The sequence below is a fragment of the Nocardioides epinepheli genome (genome assembly GCF_037936805.1).
Classification (GTDB): domain Bacteria; phylum Actinomycetota; class Actinomycetes; order Propionibacteriales; family Nocardioidaceae; genus Nocardioides.
Window position 1 is genome coordinate 284,371 of record NZ_JBBMMC010000004.1, and the last position, 20,355, is coordinate 304,725.

20 protein-coding genes are annotated in these 20,355 nt (G+C 68.7%); 4 read left to right on the forward strand and 16 right to left on the reverse strand.

Annotated elements, in window-relative coordinates; all coding sequences use genetic code 11:
• Nucleotide 1 precedes the first annotated feature (1 nt).
• Nucleotides 2-2,053: an APC family permease gene (locus WMR31_RS07940; RefSeq protein ID WP_340538248.1), complete on the forward strand. Its 2,052-nt coding sequence runs from the start codon at nt 2-4 to the stop codon at nt 2,051-2,053.
• Nucleotides 2,053-3,249 carry a class I SAM-dependent RNA methyltransferase gene (locus tag WMR31_RS07945; protein ID WP_340538249.1) on the forward strand — a complete coding sequence of 399 codons (1,197 nt, stop codon included), beginning with the start codon at nt 2,053-2,055 and terminating at the stop codon, nt 3,247-3,249. Before WMR31_RS07940 ends, WMR31_RS07945 begins: the two co-directional genes overlap by 1 nt.
• 344 nt (nt 3,250-3,593) lie before the next feature.
• Here the strand turns inward: WMR31_RS07945 and WMR31_RS07950 are convergent, their stop codons facing one another.
• The 9 genes from WMR31_RS07950 to WMR31_RS07990 form a co-directional block, all read right to left on the reverse strand.
• On the reverse strand, nt 3,594-4,370 hold the full coding sequence (locus WMR31_RS07950; RefSeq protein WP_340538250.1) for a DUF7669 domain-containing protein: 777 nt from the start codon (nt 4,368-4,370) through the stop codon (nt 3,594-3,596).
• A 173-nt stretch (nt 4,371-4,543) separates the two neighbouring features.
• Nucleotides 4,544-5,734 (reverse strand): 5-methylcytosine restriction system specificity protein McrC, encoded by a 1,191-nt coding sequence (locus WMR31_RS07955; protein WP_340538251.1) that lies wholly within the window; start codon nt 5,732-5,734, stop codon nt 4,544-4,546.
• A gap of 95 nt (nt 5,735-5,829) precedes the next feature.
• Complete coding sequence (locus WMR31_RS07960) at nt 5,830-6,945, reverse strand: AAA family ATPase (protein WP_340538252.1); 1,116 nt, start codon at nt 6,943-6,945, stop codon at nt 5,830-5,832.
• The gene (locus WMR31_RS07965; RefSeq protein ID WP_340538253.1) at nt 6,932-7,528 is read right to left on the reverse strand and encodes a hypothetical protein; all 597 of its coding nucleotides are present in this window, start codon (nt 7,526-7,528) and stop codon (nt 6,932-6,934) included. The genes WMR31_RS07960 and WMR31_RS07965 overlap by 14 nt, the downstream gene beginning before the upstream one ends.
• A 9-nt stretch (nt 7,529-7,537) precedes the next feature.
• Nucleotides 7,538-9,676 carry a hypothetical protein gene (locus WMR31_RS07970; RefSeq protein ID WP_340538254.1) on the reverse strand — a complete coding sequence of 713 codons (2,139 nt, stop codon included), beginning with the start codon at nt 9,674-9,676 and terminating at the stop codon, nt 7,538-7,540.
• On the reverse strand, nt 9,673-10,743 hold the full coding sequence (locus tag WMR31_RS07975) for a DNA adenine methylase (protein ID WP_340538255.1): 1,071 nt from the start codon (nt 10,741-10,743) through the stop codon (nt 9,673-9,675). The genes WMR31_RS07970 and WMR31_RS07975 overlap by 4 nt, the downstream gene beginning before the upstream one ends.
• A gap of 127 nt (nt 10,744-10,870) precedes the next feature.
• Nucleotides 10,871-11,722: a hypothetical protein gene (locus WMR31_RS07980; RefSeq protein WP_340538256.1), complete on the reverse strand. Its 852-nt coding sequence runs from the start codon at nt 11,720-11,722 to the stop codon at nt 10,871-10,873.
• A gap of 40 nt (nt 11,723-11,762) precedes the next feature.
• Complete coding sequence (locus WMR31_RS07985; RefSeq protein WP_340538257.1) at nt 11,763-12,443, reverse strand: hypothetical protein; 681 nt, start codon at nt 12,441-12,443, stop codon at nt 11,763-11,765.
• A gap of 510 nt (nt 12,444-12,953) precedes the next feature.
• Entirely contained in the window at nt 12,954-13,928 is a 975-nt protein-coding gene (locus WMR31_RS07990; RefSeq protein WP_340538258.1) for an AraC family transcriptional regulator, read from the reverse strand.
• Nucleotides 13,929-14,019: 91 nt separating this feature from the next.
• Between WMR31_RS07990 and WMR31_RS07995 the strand changes: the two genes are divergently transcribed.
• On the forward strand, nt 14,020-14,874 hold the full coding sequence (locus tag WMR31_RS07995) for an NmrA family NAD(P)-binding protein (protein ID WP_340538259.1): 855 nt from the start codon (nt 14,020-14,022) through the stop codon (nt 14,872-14,874).
• Complete coding sequence (locus WMR31_RS08000; protein WP_340538260.1) at nt 14,871-15,422, forward strand: anthrone oxygenase family protein; 552 nt, start codon at nt 14,871-14,873, stop codon at nt 15,420-15,422. Before WMR31_RS07995 ends, WMR31_RS08000 begins: the two co-directional genes overlap by 4 nt.
• A gap of 9 nt (nt 15,423-15,431) precedes the next feature.
• Here the strand turns inward: WMR31_RS08000 and WMR31_RS08005 are convergent, their stop codons facing one another.
• The 7 genes from WMR31_RS08005 to WMR31_RS08035 form a co-directional block, all read right to left on the reverse strand.
• Nucleotides 15,432-15,860 carry a putative toxin-antitoxin system toxin component, PIN family gene (locus WMR31_RS08005; RefSeq protein WP_340538261.1) on the reverse strand — a complete coding sequence of 143 codons (429 nt, stop codon included), beginning with the start codon at nt 15,858-15,860 and terminating at the stop codon, nt 15,432-15,434.
• Complete coding sequence (locus WMR31_RS08010) at nt 15,857-16,099, reverse strand: ribbon-helix-helix protein, CopG family (RefSeq protein ID WP_340538262.1); 243 nt, start codon at nt 16,097-16,099, stop codon at nt 15,857-15,859. Before WMR31_RS08010 ends, WMR31_RS08005 begins: the two co-directional genes overlap by 4 nt.
• Before the next feature lie 187 nt (nt 16,100-16,286).
• Nucleotides 16,287-16,730, reverse strand: a complete 444-nt coding sequence (locus WMR31_RS08015) for a hypothetical protein (RefSeq protein WP_340538263.1) — start codon at nt 16,728-16,730, stop codon at nt 16,287-16,289.
• 365 nt (nt 16,731-17,095) lie between these two features.
• On the reverse strand, nt 17,096-17,689 hold the full coding sequence (locus tag WMR31_RS08020; protein ID WP_340538264.1) for a hypothetical protein: 594 nt from the start codon (nt 17,687-17,689) through the stop codon (nt 17,096-17,098).
• A gap of 91 nt (nt 17,690-17,780) precedes the next feature.
• Nucleotides 17,781-18,737, reverse strand: coding sequence for an ABC transporter ATP-binding protein (locus tag WMR31_RS08025; RefSeq protein ID WP_340538265.1), 957 nt, complete (start codon nt 18,735-18,737; stop codon nt 17,781-17,783).
• A complete protein-coding gene (locus tag WMR31_RS08030) occupies nt 18,734-19,555 on the reverse strand; it encodes an ABC transporter permease (RefSeq protein WP_340538266.1) in 822 nt (273 codons plus the stop codon). The genes WMR31_RS08025 and WMR31_RS08030 overlap by 4 nt, the downstream gene beginning before the upstream one ends.
• Nucleotides 19,548-20,351: an ABC transporter permease gene (locus tag WMR31_RS08035; RefSeq protein WP_340538267.1), complete on the reverse strand. Its 804-nt coding sequence runs from the start codon at nt 20,349-20,351 to the stop codon at nt 19,548-19,550. Before WMR31_RS08035 ends, WMR31_RS08030 begins: the two co-directional genes overlap by 8 nt.
• Between the last annotated feature and the right edge of the window lie 4 nt (nt 20,352-20,355).

Sequence of the window (20,355 nt, forward strand, 5' to 3'; positions counted from 1 at the left end):
CGTGGGTGTCGGTGACGTCTCCAAGCGGATTCTGCTGGGACGCAAGCTCAGGAGCGCGCAGCTGGGGGAGACCCTTCTCCCCAAGCGGGTCGCCCTACCCGTGTTCGCCAGCGACGCGCTCTCCTCGGTCGCCTACGCACCCGACGAGGTCTTCATCATGCTCTCGCTCGCGGGGGCGTCGGCGTACGTGTGGTCGTGGAAGGTCGCCATCGCGGTCGCCCTGGTGATGGCGGCGGTGATCGCGTCCTACCGCCAGACCGTGCACGCCTACCCCAGCGGCGGCGGCGACTACGAGGTCGCCACGGTCAACCTCGGTCGCACGGCGGGCACCACGGTGGCCAGCGCGCTGCTGGTCGACTACGTGCTCACCGTGGCGGTGTCGATCTCGGCCGCCGCGCAGTACGCCGGCGCCGCGATACCCGTGCTGCACGACCATCAGGCGACGTTCGCCTCGGCGATGGTCCTGCTGCTGATGGCGATGAACCTGCGCGGCATCCGGGAGTCGGGCACGTTCTTCGCGATCCCGACCTACGCCTTCATGGTCGCGGTGCTCGGCATGGCCGTGTGGGGCTTCATCCGGATGGCCGAGGGGACGCTCCCCGACGTCGAGAGCGCCGATCTCCACATCACCCCCGATCCCAGCTACGAGGGCTCCCTCACGACGTTCGCCCTGCTGTTCCTGCTCGCTCGCGCCTTCTCCTCGGGCTGTGCCGCGCTCACCGGCGTCGAGGCGATCTCGAACGGAGTGCCGGCGTTCAAGCGGCCCAAGAGCAAGAACGCCGCCACCACGCTGCTGCTGCTCGGAATGATCGCGATCACGATGATGGTGAGCGTCATCGTGCTCGCCAAGCAGATGGGGCTGCGCTTCGTCGACCCCGCAGACCTCGATCGCCTCACCTACGCCGATGGCACGCCGGTCGGCCACGACTACGAGCAGAACGCGGTGATCGCCCAGATCGCCAAGGCCGTCTTCAGCGACTTCTCGCCCGCCTTCTACCTGGTGGTCGTGGTGACCGGGGTGATCCTGGTGCTGGCGGCCAACACCGCCTTCAACGGCTTCCCGGTGCTCGGATCGATCCTGGCGCGGGACGGTCTGGCTCCCCGGGCGCTGGGCTCGCGTGGCGACCGGCTGGCCTACTCCAACGGCATCGTCTTCCTGGCGTTCATGGCGATCGTGCTCATCGTGATCTTCAACGCCGAGACGACCCGACTCATCCAGCTCTACATCGTCGGTGTGTTCGTCTCGTTCAACCTCAGCCAGCTCGGGATGATCCGGCACTGGACGCGGGCGCTGGCGACCGAGCGCGACCCGCAGACGCGCCGCCGGATGCAGCGCTCGCGGATCATCAACGCGATCGGCCTCTCCTTCACCGCCGTCGTGCTGGTGGTCGTGCTCCTCACCAAGTTCCTCGCCGGCGCCTGGATCACGATCCTGGCGATGGGCTTCTTCTATGCGCTGATGCGCGGCATCAGGGGTCACTACGACAAGGTCGAGCTCGAGCTGCGGGCCGACGACGGTGACAGCGCACTGCCGACCCGGGTCCACGCGATCGTGCTGGTGGGCAAGCTCCACAAGCCCACGCTGCGGGCGCTGGCCTTCGCGAAGGCGTCGCGTCCCAATGTGCTCGAGGCGGTCTACGTCGCCACCGACCCGGCCGAGACGACCAAGCTCGTCGATGCGTGGGAGAAGCTCAACCTCGGCGTCCCGCTCAAGCTGCTGCACTCGCCGTACCGCGAGCTGGTGAACCCGATCGTCGCCTACGCCACCGAGATCCGGAAGGCCAACCCGCGCGGCGTCGTCGCGGTCTACATCCCCGAGTACGTCGTCGGGCGCTGGTGGGAGCAGCTGCTGCACAACCAGACCGCGCTGCGGCTCAAGGGCCGGCTGCTGTTCACCCCGGGCGTGATGGTCACCTCCGTGCCCTACCAGCTGCGCTCCTCGCAGCTGGCGGCCGAGCGCGGCGGCCGCGGCAAGCGCAGGGTGCGGGCCGGCGACCTGCGACTCGGTCAGGTCGACGACGACCGGTCCGACCGGACCGGCTCCGCCCACTGATGAGCCGTCCTCAGCCGCATCGGCGCACTCGACGTCCTCGGGAGCGGAAGGCCCGCGGTGCGTCGCGCGTCGGAGAGCGCTTCGAGGTCGAGGTCGGGCCGGTGGGCCACGGCGGCTTCTGCGTCGCCCGCCACGAGGGACGAGCGGTGTTCGTGCGTCATGCGCTCCCCGGTGAGCGGGTCGAGGTCGAAGTCACCGAGGGCACCGACGGCGACCGGTTCTGGCGCGCCGATGCCGTCGAGATCCTGTCGGCCTCGCCGCACCGGGTGCCGGCGCCGTGCCCGTTCGCCGGGCCGGACGCCTGCGGTGGCTGCGACTTCCAGCACGTGTCGCTGCCGCACCAGCGCGATCTGAAGGCCACCGTGGTCGCCGAGCAGCTGCGGCGGCTCGCCGGCCTCGACGTCGACGTCGTGGTCGAGGCGGTACCCGGCGACGCCGACGGCCTCCACTGGCGCACCCGCCAGCGCTATGCCCACCTCCCCGACGGCCGCCGCGCGATGCGCAAGCACCGTTCGCACGAGCTGGTGGCCGTGGACGAGTGCCTCCTGGAAGCGCCCTCACCGGCGACCCACGTCGTGCACGGCGTGGAGTTCGCCGTGGCCGACGACGGCTTCTGGCAGGTGCATCCCGGCGCCCCCGAGGCGCTGGTCGACGCCGTCCTCGAGGCCCTCGACCCCCAGCCGGGGGAGTCCGCGCTCGATCTGTACGCCGGCGTCGGCCTGTTCAGCCACTTCCTGTCCGCCGCGGTGGATCCGACCGGATCGGTGGCGATGGTCGAGGGCGATCGCGAGGCGTCGCGGCTCTCGGAGGCGAACGTCCCCGGGGCCGTCGCCGTCGCGGGCGATGTGGCCACCGTGCTCGCGTGCGAGCTCCCCGGACACCAGGACCTCGTCGTCCTCGACCCGCCGCGCGAGGGCGCCAAGCGCGCCGTGGTCGAGCAGGTGGTCGCCCGCTCACCCCGCGCCGTCGCTTACGTCGCCTGCGACCCGGCGGCCCTGGCGCGCGACGTCGCGATCTTCGCCGAGCACGGCTACCGACTCGATTCGTTGCGGGCCTTCGACCTGTTCCCGATGACGCACCACGTCGAATGCGTTGCCTTGCTGACGAAAGCGGCTCTGACCTGCGGTGATGCGATTGGTCTCCTCGGCGCCGAACCCGGAAATCCGGCCTTAAGACTCACTTTGGGCTCACTTTGAAGTTTCGAGCTCAGCTTCTGATGCCGTCATCGTGTCCTGCGCGACCCGGCCGGAGTGGGGCCTGAGGCGCGCAGGACGGCCGTAGGCGGGCCGGGAGCCCGTCCACGGCCCCGGGGAGCGGTGCGTCGCAGCGCCCTCTCAGCGGCCGAGAGCTGGTCCGTCGTTCGCCTTGTCGCCTGGAGCGAGGCGCTCGGTCGCTGCTCGGTAGTCGGGCACGACGAGCCGGCGGTTGATGTAGTGCCGTTCGGTGATCGTCTTGGAGGTCCGTGTCTTGCATACCGTTTAGAGGAGAGGCCCAACAGATGCCGGCCAGGTAGCCCGAAAGACCAGGACTGCGCGCCCCGTCATCCCAAGGGCTCGATCGCTCCGCCTTGACTCACGAGCCAAACCTCGATGCCAGCGGCAGCGAGGGGGGCCGCGGTAGCCGCGTACAAGCGTCGGTAGCGGGGGAAGTCCGGGAACGCCATGACGCTCTGCCACGACGGTTGCGCCACGCGCAGCTTCATCGCTGCGAGGATCGCGTGCGAGAACCAGTGCGCAGCCTGGGTCGAGGGAGCGGTCCGCTTGGGCTGCCCCTTCTTGGCGCCCCTAGCGTAGGTTTTCGAGGGGTAGCCCTTGACTTCGATGCCGACGGTCTCGCCGTTGCGCTCGGCGACGACGTCGATGCCGGTCTCGCCCGTTGCAGTGTTGGCTGTCCGGACGATGGTCCACCCAGTCGATCTGAGCCGCTCGACGATCAGCCGCTGGATGTTCTCCTCGGTGTGCCAGTCGGTCCGGTCGGCTTCCACCGGTGGCTCGTCAATCGCCTGCGCGACCATCGGTACCTCTGAGGCTGCGGCCGGCGTGGCAGCACCCTCACGCCACCGGGCCAGCTCTTCCTCGGTGGCCAGTCGGAACCAACCCGTGTCGACACGCGTGAGGAACGGCTCCCGCCCGGAGAACTGACTCCGGTCGCCGACATTCCATGCAGCCCCACGCACGTGCGCACGAACCGTGCTGTCCTTGGCCTGCTCGGGAGCATGCCGCCGGAACCAGCTGACGATCTCCTCCTGCTTCCAGGTGCCGCGCTGGGCCGCGGCGAACTGGCCGACGAGGTCCCAGACGGAGGGCTGCGTGCTCATGCCCGGCGTTCTGCTCCGCACACCCGACAGAGGTACGGGTAATCGGCGACGTTCTAGTCCGAACGGACTATGGCGGTGCTGCTCGATACGACGGATCATCTTCACGCGCCACCGGGACCCGAGACCCGGTGGCGCTTCCAATGTGGTCGACGCCGCCAGTCTGGGCAACCTGCTCAGCTCGTGGCCGCGGAGGCTGCCTCGAGCGCCTGACGTGCGCCTTCCACGAGCCGGTCGAAGCCGCCGCGCTGGGCGAGGCCGCGGACCTGCACCTGCGCAGCCTGCACGCGGAGACCATCCACGCGGACCTCATCGAAGTGCTTCCAGACTCCGAGGGCCAGGTCCTCGACGCTGTCGAGTGACGGGTATATCAGAACGATGTGATCGGTCTGCGCTGCACGCATGAACGCCAGGCCTTCGTAGAGGTCGGTACTGCTGATCGAAGGCTTGCGTCCCCGCCGCGTCTTGTACTTGGCGTCCAGGAGGAACCGTGTCCCGCCGTCCTTCAGCACAGCGATGTCGGGCTTCGCGACGACCGGCGTGCCGTCGCCGCGCTCGCCCAGCGGGAACGGGTGCTGGCCGATGGTCCTGCTGCCGGGGTTGGCACGGCGCACGACCGCCTCGCACAGCGCTTCCCATGCCGACCAGGTCGACAGCACGAAGCCGGGCCCGGTCCAGGTGCCGCCGTCCAGATCGAGCCCCATGCCCTCGAGCACCAGCTGCGAGAGCGAGTATGCCTGCTCCCATGACCGGTGCCGCTGGGGGAGACGCTTTGTCAGACGGGTAGGGAGTGCCTGGTCGCCGAGCCGGCGTGCCAGCCGCTGGAGCTGGACCCGGGTGTCGCCCTCGCCCACCTCAGGCACGAGCGCATCCACGGCGCCTCTGAGCACGGCGTTGTGAGGGTTACGCCGGATCAGCTCGAGGCGCTGCAGGCGGAAGCCGTCCGGCTCCGGTAGCAGCAGCGTGTCCCAGTCGACGTCGCCGTCGAAGGAGAAGTCGGTCTGGCTCACGCGTTTGTATCCGCGGATCGGTCGCCGCTGGTTCTCGCTGTGCATGTGCAGCAGAGAGCGGGCAACCAGCGTCGCGAGGTCGCCACGGTCCTCCACCCCTGCAGCGATCTGGTCGCTCACCAGCAGGTGTCCCGTCCGCACGAGCACGGCCAGAAGGAAGAAGTCCGCCCTCCAGTTGCTGTCGTCGGGGTCGAGGAACTTCGGCACGACCTCGAGCTCGACCTGCTCGTTCAGGCGCAGCAGGCCGGCAACGCCGTCCACCCTCCAGGTCCCGGCGCCGTTGACGGCGATCGGGTCGCTGTCGTATCCGAGGAGGTCCTTGAGCCGGTCGTTCAGTGCAACAACCTGGGCACGCACCTCGTCGTGGCTCAGACCGGTTGCGTCCGCGACCTCACGGGTCGCGTGCAGTCGGTCCTTGGTCTCGTGGAGGACGAGCCTCGACTTGGCGTCCATCAGCCCTTGGCGATGGTCGCCAGCAGCTTGTGGAGCTCAGTGGCGTTCGGCCGGAGGGGACCGGTGATGCGACTGACCGACTGGCCGGCGAACGTCGTTTCCTCGAGGTCGTACGGGCTGGCCTCCTCCTCGACCTTCAGGACGTCGACCATCGCGCGGGTGTCGCCGAAGAACACCTCGTCGAGATGGGCGCGGAGGGTGGCCCAAGCCTCGGCGGCGTAGTCCTGTGCTGCCTTCAGGCTGCTCGTGGGCGCGTCCCGGTGCATCAGCGCACCGTGACCGAGCTGGTACGCGCCGCCTCGAGCGAGCAGCACCTGCTTGTTCAGGGCCGTCCACGCCTGTGCCAGAGCCTCGTAGATGTCCTCCGGCGAGCCGGGCTCCGACTTCACCTCGGTGGGCTCCTCCGACAGGCCGAAGTGCCTACGAAGGACAGCCGGCTGGGGCTCGAGCCGGAAGGGAGCGAAGCGACGCAGGAACGCGACATCGAGGGGCTCCACGCTGGTGTCCGCCTCGTTCATCGCGGCCAGCACGTACAGGTCGGCAGGCAAGGCGAACGTCACCAGCTCACCCCCGTCACCGAGCAGCTCGAACTGCTGGGTCGTGGGGAGCCGCTCGCCATGAGCACCCAATCTCTTGTCAGCCTCAAGGCCCACAAGAGCCGAGCCGAACGCGGCAACCGCGGGGCCGCGGTTGATCTCGTCCACGATGACGAGGGCAGCGTTGCCCTCCTCGAGCGCGTGTACCGACGCTCGGTACAGCGTTCCCTTGGTGACCTCGAAGACGCCCGCCTCGCCCACCTTCGGAACCAGCCCGCGCATGAAGTCGCGGTACTTGGTGTTCTGGTCGAAGACCGTCGCGAACGTGTGCCGCTCCTCGGTGCAGTGTGCGCTCGGAAACCACTCGGGGATCTCGCCACGCTCCTCAGGAAGCGGAATGTCGCCGTCGGGATCGGCGCCCATCTCGCTGTCGTGCCACTCGAACAGGTCACGGACCTGGTTCAGCAGCCGCGACTTGCCGGTGCCCGGCGGCCCCGAGACGATGACGTTCTTGCGCGTGGCGAGGGCCTTCAGGACCTCCCGCACATCCGGCTCGATGGAGGGCTCATCCGTTGGCATGACAGTGCACCGTCCCGTCGAGGAAGTCGTAGTACCCCTGCACGCTCAGCAGGCTGCCCGCGCGCTCGGAGTTCCTGTTGTCAGTGTCCGCGATGCACGTCAGAAGGGCGCTGCGGACCTCGGCTGCCCACTTTCCGGGGGTCCGGAGCTCGTCCTCGTAGGCGTAGTAGGTCCGAATCTCCCCGTTGCTCCACCGGATGAACAGCAAGAACACGCGCCCTTTGTCCTGGTCGGGCAGACGACCGCCGGCGAGCGCCGGGTTGGAGTGGACCTTGGACACCCGGTCCTCGGCCGGACGTGAGGTAGTCGCGGGCCAGTACTCCAAGGTCGTCCGCGAGGTTTTGCCGTTGGCGTCCTTGTAGGTGACCTGAGCTGTGCGGATCTTCTTACCACCCCTGGCGACCGCCTCGTCGGTGAAGATTCGGTGCATCACCGAGCGGAACGTCTTCCAGGGCAGCCGCAGGTCGCGAGCACCACCGCCGGTGTCCGCGTCATTCGACTCTGCTAGGAGCTTCCTCATGTCACCAGGTCCGATCTCCTTATAGACGAGGAGTTCGGGGTGCGGCTTCGGTGCGGTACTCATGGAGTCCTCTCAGGCGTACTCGGCGGGGATGTAGGGCGTTGCCCCGACGCCCCTCGCATTCTGGACGCGCTGCGCCGCCGCGGGTGCGGATTCGCCCAGAAGTTCGGCCAGCGTGGCCAAGACCAGATCAATCGTCACCGTGGAGCGCGGCTCGCCAGCTAACGGTGGCTGGCCGCGGTCGATGAGCGGGAAGTCCTCAAGCACGAGCCGCATGTCATCGACTGTGATGCCCCACGCGGCCGCCACCAAGGCATCAGCGCGTGCCCGCCACTGCGCGACCTGCCAGAGATCCGGCGCCGCGCTGCCTTCGGACCCTGCGATGAGCCGAGTCAGCTCAACAAGCTCAGCACCCGTGGGGGAGTCCTCGGTGATGGGTGGCAACGGCACCGAGTCGAGCAGGAAGAAGTTCACGGTGGTCGTGATGAGTCGGCGCACGACCCAGTCGACGGCGAACGAGTTCGCCAGTGCGACGAACAGGTCCTCGCGGTCGGCACCGCCCTCGGGGAACGTCAGGGTGGGCACCTTGTTGCCGCAAACGACGCCCGCCGGGACCCGCGCCACCAGAAGGCTGCGCTCGTTCGTCTGACCGGTGATGTCGCAGAAGCCCACTCGCGAGCGAGCCGCGCCGGCCTTCGCGCCTCGCTTCAGTCGCTCGGGGCGGATGAACCACTGCGGCGTCAGCGCCGCCCGGCCGAGGGGAAGTGGCTCCCAGAGCGCGGCACGCCCCTCCCCGGAGCGGTAGGCCTTCGCCCGGTTGCGGAACTGCGCGACGTGACGGCCCTCGATGACGGGAAGCGCATCCGGCGCCTGGGTGCGCTCGAAGTTCCGCTGGTCGCTGGTCATGTCGAGCTCGCGCCGGTAGCACGGCCTCCACGGCCCGTTTTTATCTCGCACGCTGATGCCCTCGCGCGACAGGCGCGCGAAGAGCTCCCACTCAGCGTCGGTGCGCACCTCGGGTACCGACAGGTCCGCACGGACTCGCAGCAGTTCGGCACGGCTGATCTTCACCGCCTTGTCGGGGAGCCTGCCAGTGCGGTCAGCAACGCGCAGCGCGATCGGCTGCCGCCGGCCGTCTCCGACGCGTCCAACGACCGCCAGGAACTTGAAGCGCGAGTCGATGGCGAAGTGACGCTGTCGGTTCTCGAGCACGAGGAGCTGCAGGTCGCGCGACAGCGCGTCGAGCTCCCGGCGGAGCGTCTCCGTGCCCTGTGAGCGGATCAGACCGGCCGGGACCAGCTGCGCGACGATGCCGTCCTCGGCGGCCACTCCGAGGCCGAGCTCCAGGAACAGCTTGTAAAGGTCGTGCTCGCCCTTGCCCTGCAGGCGGGTTCCGGTGACGACGCGCTCGAGGTAGTCGAGAATCTCGCTCCTCGACTCGGACAGGTCGACCTCAGCATCGAAGCTTTGGCCGTAGTGCCGCGCCTTGCCGCTCGCTGCGGCGACCTCGTGGCGCGACGTGCGCAGGCGCTCCCAAGGCGGGTTGCCGATGACCAGCGCGAAGCCGTCCGGCGCGAGCTGGTTCCAGACCTGTCCGCTTCGGAGGCTGTCGCCGCACATCAGCCTGCGTTGGAAGGCAACGACGCTTTCGAGGTCGGTGGCCAGGCTCGCCACCGAGAGGAGCGTGCCTCGCAGTGCTCGCTCCGCGAGGTCAGCCCCGCACAGACGGTCACGGATCAGTGCGTCGCGTTCCTGAGGGTTCACCGCCATGACGGCGGCGACTAGCAGGATGCCCGAGCCGCAGGCAGGGTCCACCCACGGCCCGTCCGCCTTGACTCGCGGCACGCTGGCACCGGCAAGCATCTGGGCGAGCCGCCAGTCGGTGTAGTAGGCGCCGGTTTTCCGCTGCTGCGCGGGCGGCAGCACCTCGCGCGACAGCGCCGCGAGCGCGAGGGGGACCGGGATCTCAGTTCCGGTTACGCTCTCGAGGACCTTCTCGGCCCACGGTCCCGGGTCGACCGCAGGTGCAGGTGCGACCTCACGGGTGTGAGCCCAGTACTCCTCGGCCGTCCAACCAGCGTGCAGCGAGGCCACTACCTCGAGGACGCTGAGTCGAGCGTCCGTGAGGTCCTCGGTTGCGAAGAGCTCGTCAGCAGCGCGACTCAGGAGATCGTTCGTGGCCTTGAGCAGCCACTCCTCGAGGCTCTTCACGCGTAGACCGCCTGTCCCAGGCGCCGGCTGTTGGTCCGCTCGCGAGCTGGCACCGGCTCGACCTCGATGACGTACTCCTGGACGGAGTCACCGGCTGCCGATGCTGCCGCGTTGGGGCGGTACCGGCCGATGGTCTGGATCGGGTGCATGGTCACGCGGCCGGCCTCGGACAGCGCCGCCAGGAGTCTCTCGCGGTCGACGTGGCCTTCGTTGCTGTAGCTGAGGAGGACCTTCCGTGCGGTCGTTCCCATGATCAGCCGCGTGAGCGCGTCCAGCGCACGGCTCTTGTACGAGAACTCGCTCGCCTTGTCGCGCCAAGGGCGCAGTCCTGTCACGCCACCGACCTCGGGGCGATCGCCAGCGGTGAGGGTCTCGAGCAGGTGGTAGTACGCCGCGTACTGGCGCTTCGTGTAGGGCGGATCGAAATAGACCACGTCCTCAGCGGTGGTCTCGACCGAGAAGACATCGCCGACGCGCGCGGTGAAGTCTGTGCCACGGTTCGGCAGCTCCCGAGCCCGCATCTCCACCGGCCGCAGCGCGTTGCTGGTCCACGACGAGAGGAAGCAGCCGTATGTCCCGGAGATGTTCGCGACCCTGTTGGCGGCCTGCATCAGGTCGGCCAGGAGGAGCCGCTCCTCGTTGAGGCTGAGCACCCCGTCAGCAGACCACTCAGCGATCTGGCTGCGCATCGCGTCCAGACGAGCCGCGTTCTCCTCAGTGAAGTACATGCGTGCGATGCCGGCGTGAGCCTCGGACGCGGGGCTGTACTCGCTGTGCACGAAGCCCGGCTGGCCCTCCAGCGCATCAAGGTATGCGCAGGCGACGTCGTAGCCGCCGAGCTTCTCGAACGGGACATCGGCGTATCCGACGAGCGCGCCAGTCGTCATTGCAACCGCCGACGGCATCGCGTCGTTGACGGCGACCGCCCAACCTCGATTGGCCGCTGTCGCGGCGACAGAGCCGGTGCCGCAGAAGGCATCTACGAAGCGACCCCGCCCCACCGGGCCCGCCAGGTCGACGATGGCGTCAGCTACTCGAGCCTTGCTGCCGATATACCGGACGCTCAAGCGTCGCCACCCCTTCCATCGCCAAGACACACTGCAACCCGCATCTCAGGCGCTGCCGCCTGCAGGCTATCGAGCCAGACCGAATCTTCGTGGGATCCCTTGCCGGGGATCAGTCGATTCGTGAACATCACTCGGCGGTGGCTGACCGCCACTCGTGACCGCACGCGTCACAGGCGCGGTCGAGGACCTGTCCCTCGATCACGCAGCCACCCAGCCTGACCCAGGTGGGAAGAGCCGCTGGCTGCGCGGGAAACCCGAACAGCACGTGGATCACCTCACCGCTACCGCAGGTAGGGCACGAGCCGCGAGGCTCGTCGGCAAGGGCATTACGAACGAACGGAGAGAACCACTCGAAGTGCAAGCTGCCGGCATCCCAGATGTCCGCCGTCCACGCGACCTCCTCGTAGTGCTTGCCGTTGAGCTCGTGACCCAGCTCGGAGTCGGTCTCGCGGAACACGTACGCGTTGCAATTGTCGAGACCGACGATGGCAGAGCCCGTCCAGAAGAAGTGGCTCGGGTTGCTTGTGGACCCCACCCAATCCAGGTCGAGGGGATGCCACCCGTCATCGAGCGCCGCACGGAACTCCTCCGGCGTCGTCCGTAGTAGCCACGCCATCTTGGGAGTGAAGTCGGACCGGCCCTCAGCGATCCAATCGTCTTTCTCAGGGAGCTGGTCCAGCACGTTTTGGAGAGTCGCACGCTCGTCGAGCTCGAAGAGGTAGGCGTCGAAGGAGTCGCCGTCGAAGGGGAAGGTCAGACTCCACATCGCCACCTGACCGGTTGTGATGGTGACGCTGTCTTCGTCAGCGTAGACGCGGACGTCCCCGGGGTCCTCGGGGAGGAGGCCGAACAGGTGGTCTTCAAGGTCCTCGAGCCGTGCGCAGTCGAACCGGGTGAGAAGCGCCTCGGCATCGGCCACGAGCTGGTTGTCCGGCCAGGAGATATGGCTCAGGATTCGGCGCTTGGCGGCTTCTGTCATGACTGGAATGTAGGTCTGACCCCCGACAGTTGAGCGGGCATCAGTACAACGGCCGCGCGCGCTCCTGATAGGTGCGGAGCACAGCCTGGGTCAGGTTCATGGCGGCCATGACCAGGTACAGCACGCGGGTCATGTCGCTCGTGAACCGGATGCCGACGACATTCGGGCTGTCGGTCTCGCGCTCCTCACGCTCCGAGAACGACAGCGGTGCCCAGGGCCGGCCGTGAGCGAAGCCCGAGCACAGCTGCCACGGGAAGAGCACGCCTAGGCCGCCCGGATCTGCAAGCCCATCGGCGTACGTCACGACCGCGGTGCTGAAGTAGCCGCCCTTCACAGCCTTTACGTCGAGACCCGGGTGCTTCTCTGCGACCGCGAGGATCTTCGCAACGCGCTGGTCCTGCGGCTTGTAGTCCGTTATCCCCAGCGGATAGATGGCCTTGTGCTGGTCCTTGGCGTTCTGCATGTACCACTGCAACGTCCGAGTGACGCGCTCGGAACGCGAGCGCGGGTGCAGGATCCAGAACGCGGTCGCCATGTTCTCCAGGCATCCGCGGACCAGCGAAGCTGGCGCGGCCCAGTGGAGCTTCTGCGCGTCGACGACCAGCGTCTTGAGAGCGTGCATGTGGTCGGTGCCCGACACGATCCCGGCCATCACGGCGTGCGAGACCTGGTACTGGTCCGACCACGCATTGTCCCGCGCGAGCGGCGAGTGGGGATGCACGGGAAAGTCGTCTGAGTCGTCCGTGCGCTCTTGCAGCCGGTCGATGAGGGGTTGCGATCTCTTGCCACTTTACCGAGACCATCTCCTCGGTCAAGCCTGCGGCAGCATCAGTCACATCGGTGATTCAACAGGGTGGGACCGACAGTCGCGGCTCTTCTTTGAAGGGTCGTTGCTGCAGGTCAGCGTGACGGGGCCCAGGAATCAGATGTCGCAAGTCAGCTTGACCCGGCTCCACGTCGCTGGGGCTTGTGAATCTGTGCGGGCGCTTGCGTCTCTCGTCGGGCGGGCTCGGATTGGGCTCACTTTCGTTCACAATCGTCCGCAGCTGCCGGCCGCCGGGCGCACGCGTCCGATCGGCATCGCTGCAGGTCAGGGTCGCTTTGCACCCTCATGCGCGCACGAGACCGCAATGGATCGCACCTACGCTCAATGTCATGTACGTCTTCCCGATGACGCACCACGTCGAATGCGTCGCGCTGCTGCTGCCGGAGTGAGCTCCTGGCGGTCCCGCTACTCGCCGACCGCTTGGAGCCCGGTCTGCGTTCGACGTTGATACGCGGTGGGGCTGAGCCCGTGGTGGCGGGAGAACGCGGCACTGAGGGAGAAGGCGCTGCCGTAGCCGACCCGGGTGGCCACCGATTCCACGGTGAGATCGGTGGTCTCGAGGAGGTCGGCGGCGAGGTCGAGCCGCCAGCGGGTCAGGTAGCTCATCACCGGCTCGCCGACCTGCCGGCTGAACTGGCGCGCGAGCGTGGCGCGGGAGACGCCGACGTCGCGGGCCAGGGAGTCGATCGACCAGGGCCGGTCCGGCTCGTGGTGGATGCGTCTCAGCACCCCGCCGACCACGGGGTCGCGGTAGGCGGCGTACCAGGCGGGCCGGTGCGCGTCGTCGTCGAACCAGGCGCGCAGGAGCGACACCGTGAGGAGGTCGACGAGGCGGTCGAGGACGACGTCCTGCGCGGCGTCGGCGGCGGCGAGCTCGGTGGCGAGCAGCGAGACCACGGTCGCGACGGCGCCAGGCGCCTGTCGAGAGCCGATCACGATCGACGGCGGGAGGTGGTCGACCAGCCGATGACCCAGCTGGCCGCCTCGCGGGTAGGACCCCGTCAGCACCACCGTCTCCGGGTCCTTCCCGCGCGACACGTTGCCCCACGTCCTGGTGCCCAGGTCGCGGAAGTCCGAGAGCGGGCTGCCGTCGGGCTTGGTGCAGAGCTGGCCCGGGCCGATCAGCGCCTGTGGCGGGGTGTCCGGGCGGTCGCTGAGGGTGTAGTCCACCGTGCCCTTCACCAGGGCCGCGTCGCCGGCGGCCAGGTCGACCGGCGGCTCGCCGTCGATGGTGAGGACCGCGGTGCCCCGGAGCAGGACGATGACGGTCAGTGGGGAGCGGTCCTCCAGACGCAGCGACCAGGGCGCCTGCAGGTCGGATCTGATGACGAAGGCGTTCTCGGCGTGCTGGCCGGACAGCATCGCGGCGACGGCGTCCATGTCGAGCACGTTATCAGTGCGAGACGGATACTGATGGAACTGCGCGTCTTGGATATGGAACGTCTCACCGAGACGGTGTGGACTGAACGACATGACCACACAGAACCTGCCGTCCATGCACGACCACCGACCCGTGCTCGTCCTCGGCTCCTCGGGCAAGACCGGCCGCCGGGTGCTCGAGCGGCTGGGGGATCGCGGTGTCCCGACCCGCGCCGCCACCCGGCACACCGTTCCCTCCTTCTCGTGGGAGGACGAGAGCACCTGGATGCCCGTGTTGGAGGGGGTCCGCGCCGCGTACGTCGTCTACTCGCCGGACCTGATCGTGCCCGGCGCCGTCGAGACCGTCGCCCGATTCGCCGCAGCGGCACGCGCGGCCGGAGTCGACCGGCTGGTGCTGCTGTCCGGTCGTGGGGAGGATGAGGCACAGGCCGCCGAGGCGGCGGTGCGCGAGGCCGGGCCCGCGCTCACCGTGGTCCGCGCCTCGTGGTTCGTGCAGAACCTGACCGAGGGCGGCTTCGCCGACATGGTGGCCGACGGCGTGATCGCCCTGCCGGTGGGCGACGTCCCGGAGCCGTTCGTGGACTGTGACGACATCGCCGACGTCGCCGTCGCAGCCCTGCTCGAGCCCGGCCATGAGGGCCGCGTCTACGAGGTCACCGGCCCGCGCTCCCTCACCTTCGCCGAGCTGGCCGCGGAGGTCTCGGTGGTCTCGGGCCGGCGGGTCGAGTTCGCCCGCCTCACGATGGACCGGGCGGCGGCCGGCTGGCGCACTGCCGGCATGCCGGAGGTGATGGTCGGGCTGCTCACGGCGCTGTTCGGGACGGTGTTCGACGGCCGCAACGTGACGCCCGGCGACGGGGTGCCGGCCGCCCTCGGTCGCCCTGCGCGCGATGTCGGCGAGCACCTCGCCGCGGCGTTCGCGAGCGTGAGTGGCACGCCGTCGTGAGCCGCGCCTGGGAACTCGCTACGGCTGTCACCGCGCTCGGTGCCGCCGCAACCGGGGGTGCCTTCCTGACCTACTCCACCTTCACGACCGCTGGTCTGCGACGACTCTCCGACGCCGACGCGATGGCCGCGATGCAGCAGATCAACCTCGAGGCGCCACGCTCGGTCTCGTTCATGGTGCTGCTCTTCGTACCCGGTCTCGCCGGCCTCGTCCTGGCCGCCCGCGCCCTGCTCGCCCGAGAGCCCGGCTCGCTCCTGGTGCTGGCCGGTGTCGGGGTCTATGTCGTCGGCGTCGTGGGCGTGACCGTGGCGTTCAACGTGCCTCGCAACGACACGCTCGCCGCACTCGATGCCGCCACCCAGCACGACGGCTGGAGGTCCTGGCTCTCGGGCTGGGTCGCCGGAAACCACGTCCGCATCGTCTCCGGACTGCTGGCGGCCGCGCTGCTGGTCGGCTCGTTGCTCCTGCCCTACCGCGCCGATTCGGCGGACCGGGCAAGCGGTTCGCAGGGTTCGTCCACAGGCCCAGGGCCTGCGGCGTCGTGGTGACGCGGCTGGTCAGAGTCCGAGGCGGGTCAGGAGCTCGCGGGGTGTGAGCACATCGACGCCGAAGGGCATGGCGGCGTGGAGATCGTCGTCACCGCTCGCGATCGCATCCGCTCTGGCAGCTTGGGCAAGGGCCACGAGGTAGTCGTCACCTCGATCCCGAGTGACCGACGGCGGGTCGACGATGTCGGCATGCCACTCGCCCAGTTGTCGCATCTGTTGTGCGAACGCGGCTCCGACTCCGGGTTTGACGTACTTGGCCAACTTCGGCCGGCCAAGCACGTCGACCACCTCGTCCACCAGGTGCTGGGTCACGACTGGCACCAAGGTTCCGTCATCGATCAGGCCGATGAGCGGGCCGAGTCCCCCGGCGGGAGTGATCGTGGCGGAGACAAACACATTCGGATCGATGACGACCCGCCTCGGTGGAGCACCGCTCACGCGGTGTTGCTCTCGGCGCGAGCGGCCGCGATCTCGGCCTTCGCAAGCGCCAGCGCGTCATCTTCCCCGATCTCCGATTCAATCCGGTAGGCCGCCAAGGTCTGCGCCAGTCGGCCTCCGCCCAGGCCACGCCGAATGGCCGCGGCCAGGACTTCGCTACGGGAGGTGCCCGATGCGGCCGCCTGGGCGTCGAGCAGCTCGATCAGGTCGTCGTCGAGGTTGACCGGAAGGACTGTCATCGTGCACCTGCCATGCCGGATCGTTCGTTCCAGGCCGCTGAAAGTGCGGCCTCCGGAGTGACTGCAGTCTACCCGAGGGCGGCCCGTCCAGCGGTGGTATTGAAGCGGGCACCCAACCCGTGGATGACAAGGGACCCGTGGATGACTGGGGAGAGGCCCATCAGGCCAAGCCAGCGCGAAGACTCGGTCAGTAGCCGACGAGGGTGGGGCGGACCTCGATGATCGCGAGTTGTTGTGGTGGGCCGGGGACGGTGAGGGAGTCGGGGATGTCGTGCCAGGGGCCGCCGTTGACCTGGTAGCGGCCGGTGTAGGTGGTGTCGAGGCTGGGGGAGGCCTGGCCCTTGCGGAGGTATTGGTGGATGACGTCGCCGGTGGGGTAGGGGCCGCCGGGGGTCGTGGTGGTGTCGGTGGTGCCGTCGCCGTAGTGCCAGGTGTATTGGGCTGGTGTGGCTTCGATGGTGACCTGTTGGCCGAGGAGTCGCACGGTCTGGGTGCGTGGGGTGGTGTTGTCGGTGAAGTAGTAGGTGTCGAAGTTGACCGCGGTCTTCCCGCCGGGCGGCTGGATCGTCAGTGCGCTGGCCGGCCAGTGGAAACGCTGGAACTCCCGTGAGACGAGGCCAGGGGTGACCACTGGCGCGACAGGAGGCTCGCCGGGGGCGCCCGTGATGCATACGTCGTCAACGTCGACGCCGTCGACAAAGACGTCGTAGACCTCGCCCTCATTACCATCTTTGAAACAGACGGGCGGACCGTCGTAGCAAGTGCCTTCGCCGAGACCGCATTGTGGGCGAACCTCGGTGTTCACATTCGTGCTGCCCCCGGAACTTGAAGTCGTCTGACTTGGGTGAGTCACGGGGATCGGAGTGGACTTGGACTCATCTGACTCCTGTTGAGCACCTGCATGCTCGATGCTCACATTGACGTGGCGGCGATCGCCGAGACTGGGGCTCGGAGTCGAGACCACAACTGTGATCCCAAGAGCGATGGCAAGTGCGCTCAGACCAGGACCGCGTACCGGTTGACGACCCACGATGCCCCCTCGCGCTTGATCGTGATTCGGATCCGATCGCTACCTCCCGGATATCGCTGGGTTCGCTTGCCTGCGCCCGTCGCAAACTCGGTCTGCCCGAACCGTCGTGCCACGTCGAACTGACGGATGTCGCGCGAAGTTCCCGTGTTCTTGATACGGATGATTTCCGTACCCTCGAACCGGATGAAGCCGCCCTTTGCGTAGTACCGGTCGACAATGGCGGCCACGTCGTTGCAGGACTTGCACCCGCGAGTAAGCGCTAGATACGGAGCCGTGTCGCCGGAGTTCTGCATCTCGTCTGACGCGGCTTGCCATCGTCGAAGGAACTCGGCGGCGCTCTCGTCTTCGGGTGGGGTTGACGTGGTCGGCGAGTCGGTCGGCGGGTCGGTCGGCGCAGTTGGCGTCGACGACGGCGGCGGATCGCTCGACGTCGACCCGGACGGCGTCGTGGGGTCCGCGATCTTCGGCTCCGGATCGCCGTTGCAGGCGGCGAGTCCGCCGAGCATCACCAGCAGCGCCGCAGCCGAGATCGCCGTCCGCGCCGATCGCCCAATCCCCATCCCCGTGGCCTTTCCCGAGTGACCGCCGACATCGGCAACCTACCCGGATCGGCGGCCCGCCGGAACGGTCGAGCGGCAGGCTGTGGACAACTCACCGCCGCGCGGCGTAGACCCTCCGGACGACGTCCTCGATGTCGGGCTCCTCGATGGCGAGGTCGAGGAGCTCGGCCCGGGTGGAGACGGCGGCGAGGGCCTGGGCGGCGGTCGTGACGTCGGGGTCGAACCCGAGCCTCTGGCGCAGGCCGCCGGCCTCGCTGCCGAGATGCCGCGTGCCCGGGATGCCCAGCAGGTCGGCCGAGGGGGCCGCGAGGTCGAGCACCATCACCCGCTCCGCACCGACCGTGCGCGAGAGGCCGGGCAGGGTACCGTCGAACACGAGACTTCCGTGGTCGACGACCACGACGCGGTCGCACAGCCGCTCGATGTCGCCCATGTCGTGGGTGGTGAGCAGCAGGGTCGTGCCGTGGGCGTGCCGTTCGGCGATGAGGAACTCACGCAGCCGCTGCTTCGAGACGACGTCGAGCCCGATCGTCGGCTCGTCGAGGATCACCAGGCGAGGGGAGTGGAGCAGCGCGGCCGCGACCTCGGCGCGCATCCGCTGCCCGAGCGAGAGCTGGCGCACGGGCGTCGCGAGGAACTCGCCGAGCTCGAGCTGCTCGTTCAGCTCGTCGGTGCGGGCGCGCTCGGCGGCGGCGTCGAGCCCGTGGATCGCGGCGAGCAGGCGGAAGGACTCGCGCACCGGGAGGTCCCACCACAGCTGCGAGCGCTGGCCGAAGACGACGCCGACCTGACGGGCCAGGCGACGCCGGTCAGGGACGGGTCGCAGACCGCAGGTGCGCACCGTGCCGGTCGTCGGGACCAGGATCCCGGTGAGCATCTTGATCGTCGTGGACTTCCCGGCGCCGTTCGCGCCGATGTAGCCGACCGCCTCGCCGGGCTCGACGGTCAGGGTGAGGTCGTCGACGGCCACCAGTCGACGTCGTCGCAGGCCGTCGCGCACCCGGAACTCGCGGGTCAGGCTGGTGCACTCGATGATCGCGGAGCTCATCCGCCTCCTCCTTGGTAGTGCCGGACGCCGACGCGCCAGGCCAGCCCGGCCACACCGACCGCCCAGAGCGCGGCCAGCGGGGCGCACCAACCCAGCCACGCCGGCAGCCACTCCGAGCCGGGCAGCCCGAGCAGGGTGACCGTCGGCAGGTAGGCGGTGAACGCGACCGGGAAGGCCATGCCGAACAGGACGACGATGCCGCGCGGCCACACCGACGCGGGCTGGGTGGCGGCGTACCTGCCGCCGTAGACGAAGGCGTTGGTGAGCTCGGCGCCGTCGATGAGGAAGAACTGGAGGCCCGCCGCGGTGACGAAGAGCGCCGAGAACGTGACGATCCCGGAGACGATCGCGAGCGCCACCAGCACGACGGCGCCGACCGACCACTCCACGTCGTTGGCCGCGAGCCCGGCGACGAGACAGACCGCCCCCACGGTCGCGCGAGCCAACCGGCGCAGGCTGATGTCGCTGGTCACCAGTTGCAGCAGCAGCGGCTGCGGCCGCAGGTAGAAGACGTCGAGCGTCCCGGCGCGCAGGTAGGTGGGCAGGCTGTCGCAGTGCCCGAAGAACAGGTCGGCGATGGAGAAGGAGAACTCGGCCAGGCCGAACACCAGCAGCATCTGGGTGAACGACACGCCGCCGATCTGTCCGGCGCCGTGGAAGAGCACCCAGATCTCGGCCAGCTCGATGACGCCCACGAGCATGGTGCCGACGACGTCGATCCGGAAGCTCGCGCGATAGCTGCGCTGGGAGCGCATCCGGGAGACCAGGACGGCGCGGTAGGGCCGAAGCCGCACCGCGAGGGCGGAGGACTCAGCCACCCTGCACCTCCAGCACGCGACGTCCCGCGCGCGTGAGCGCCTGACCCACGGCGAGCAGGACCAACAACCAGCCGGCCTGGGCAGCGAGGAGCCCGACGATCTCCAAGCCCTCGGCGCGACCGGACAGGACGTCGACGGGATACATCAGCATCGCCGGGAACGGCGTCGCGACCGCCAGCGTGGTGAGCCATTCCGGGAAGATCCAGATCGGCACGTACAGCCCGCCGAGGAAGCCGGCGACGGCCATGTAGAGCATCTGGATCCCGCGCACGTCGACGAGCCAGAACCCGGCGACCGCGATGAGATAGACCATCGCGTACGAGGTGAGCATCCCCAGCACGAGGCTGATCGGCCCGGCCAGCCAGCCGAGCCACCCGGACGGACCGGACATCCCGACGAGGATGCCGACCAGCAGCGGCGGCAGGCCGCGGGGGAGCAGGGTGAACAGGCCGCGGCCGAGCTCGGTCGCGAGGGTCGCGGCCTGGAGGTCGATCGGCCGGAGGAACTCGACCGCGACGTCTCCGGTCTTCACCCGGTCGACCAGGTCGAGGCGGCCGTACAGGTTGACCGAGCCGAGGAGCCCCTGGGAGATCCAGATGTAGGCGCTCATGGTCGCCAGGTCGTAGCCCCCGAGGTCGCCGGACGTCGTGCGCACCGCGGCCGACAGGATCGCCAGCTTCAGGAGGCCGAAGGTGAGGTTGGCGGCGAGTCCGCCGAGGGCCGCGAGCCGGTAGGTCGACTGCCGCCGGAAGCCTGCGATCAGGAGGCGTCCGTAGATCCTCCCGAGTTGGCGCACAAGC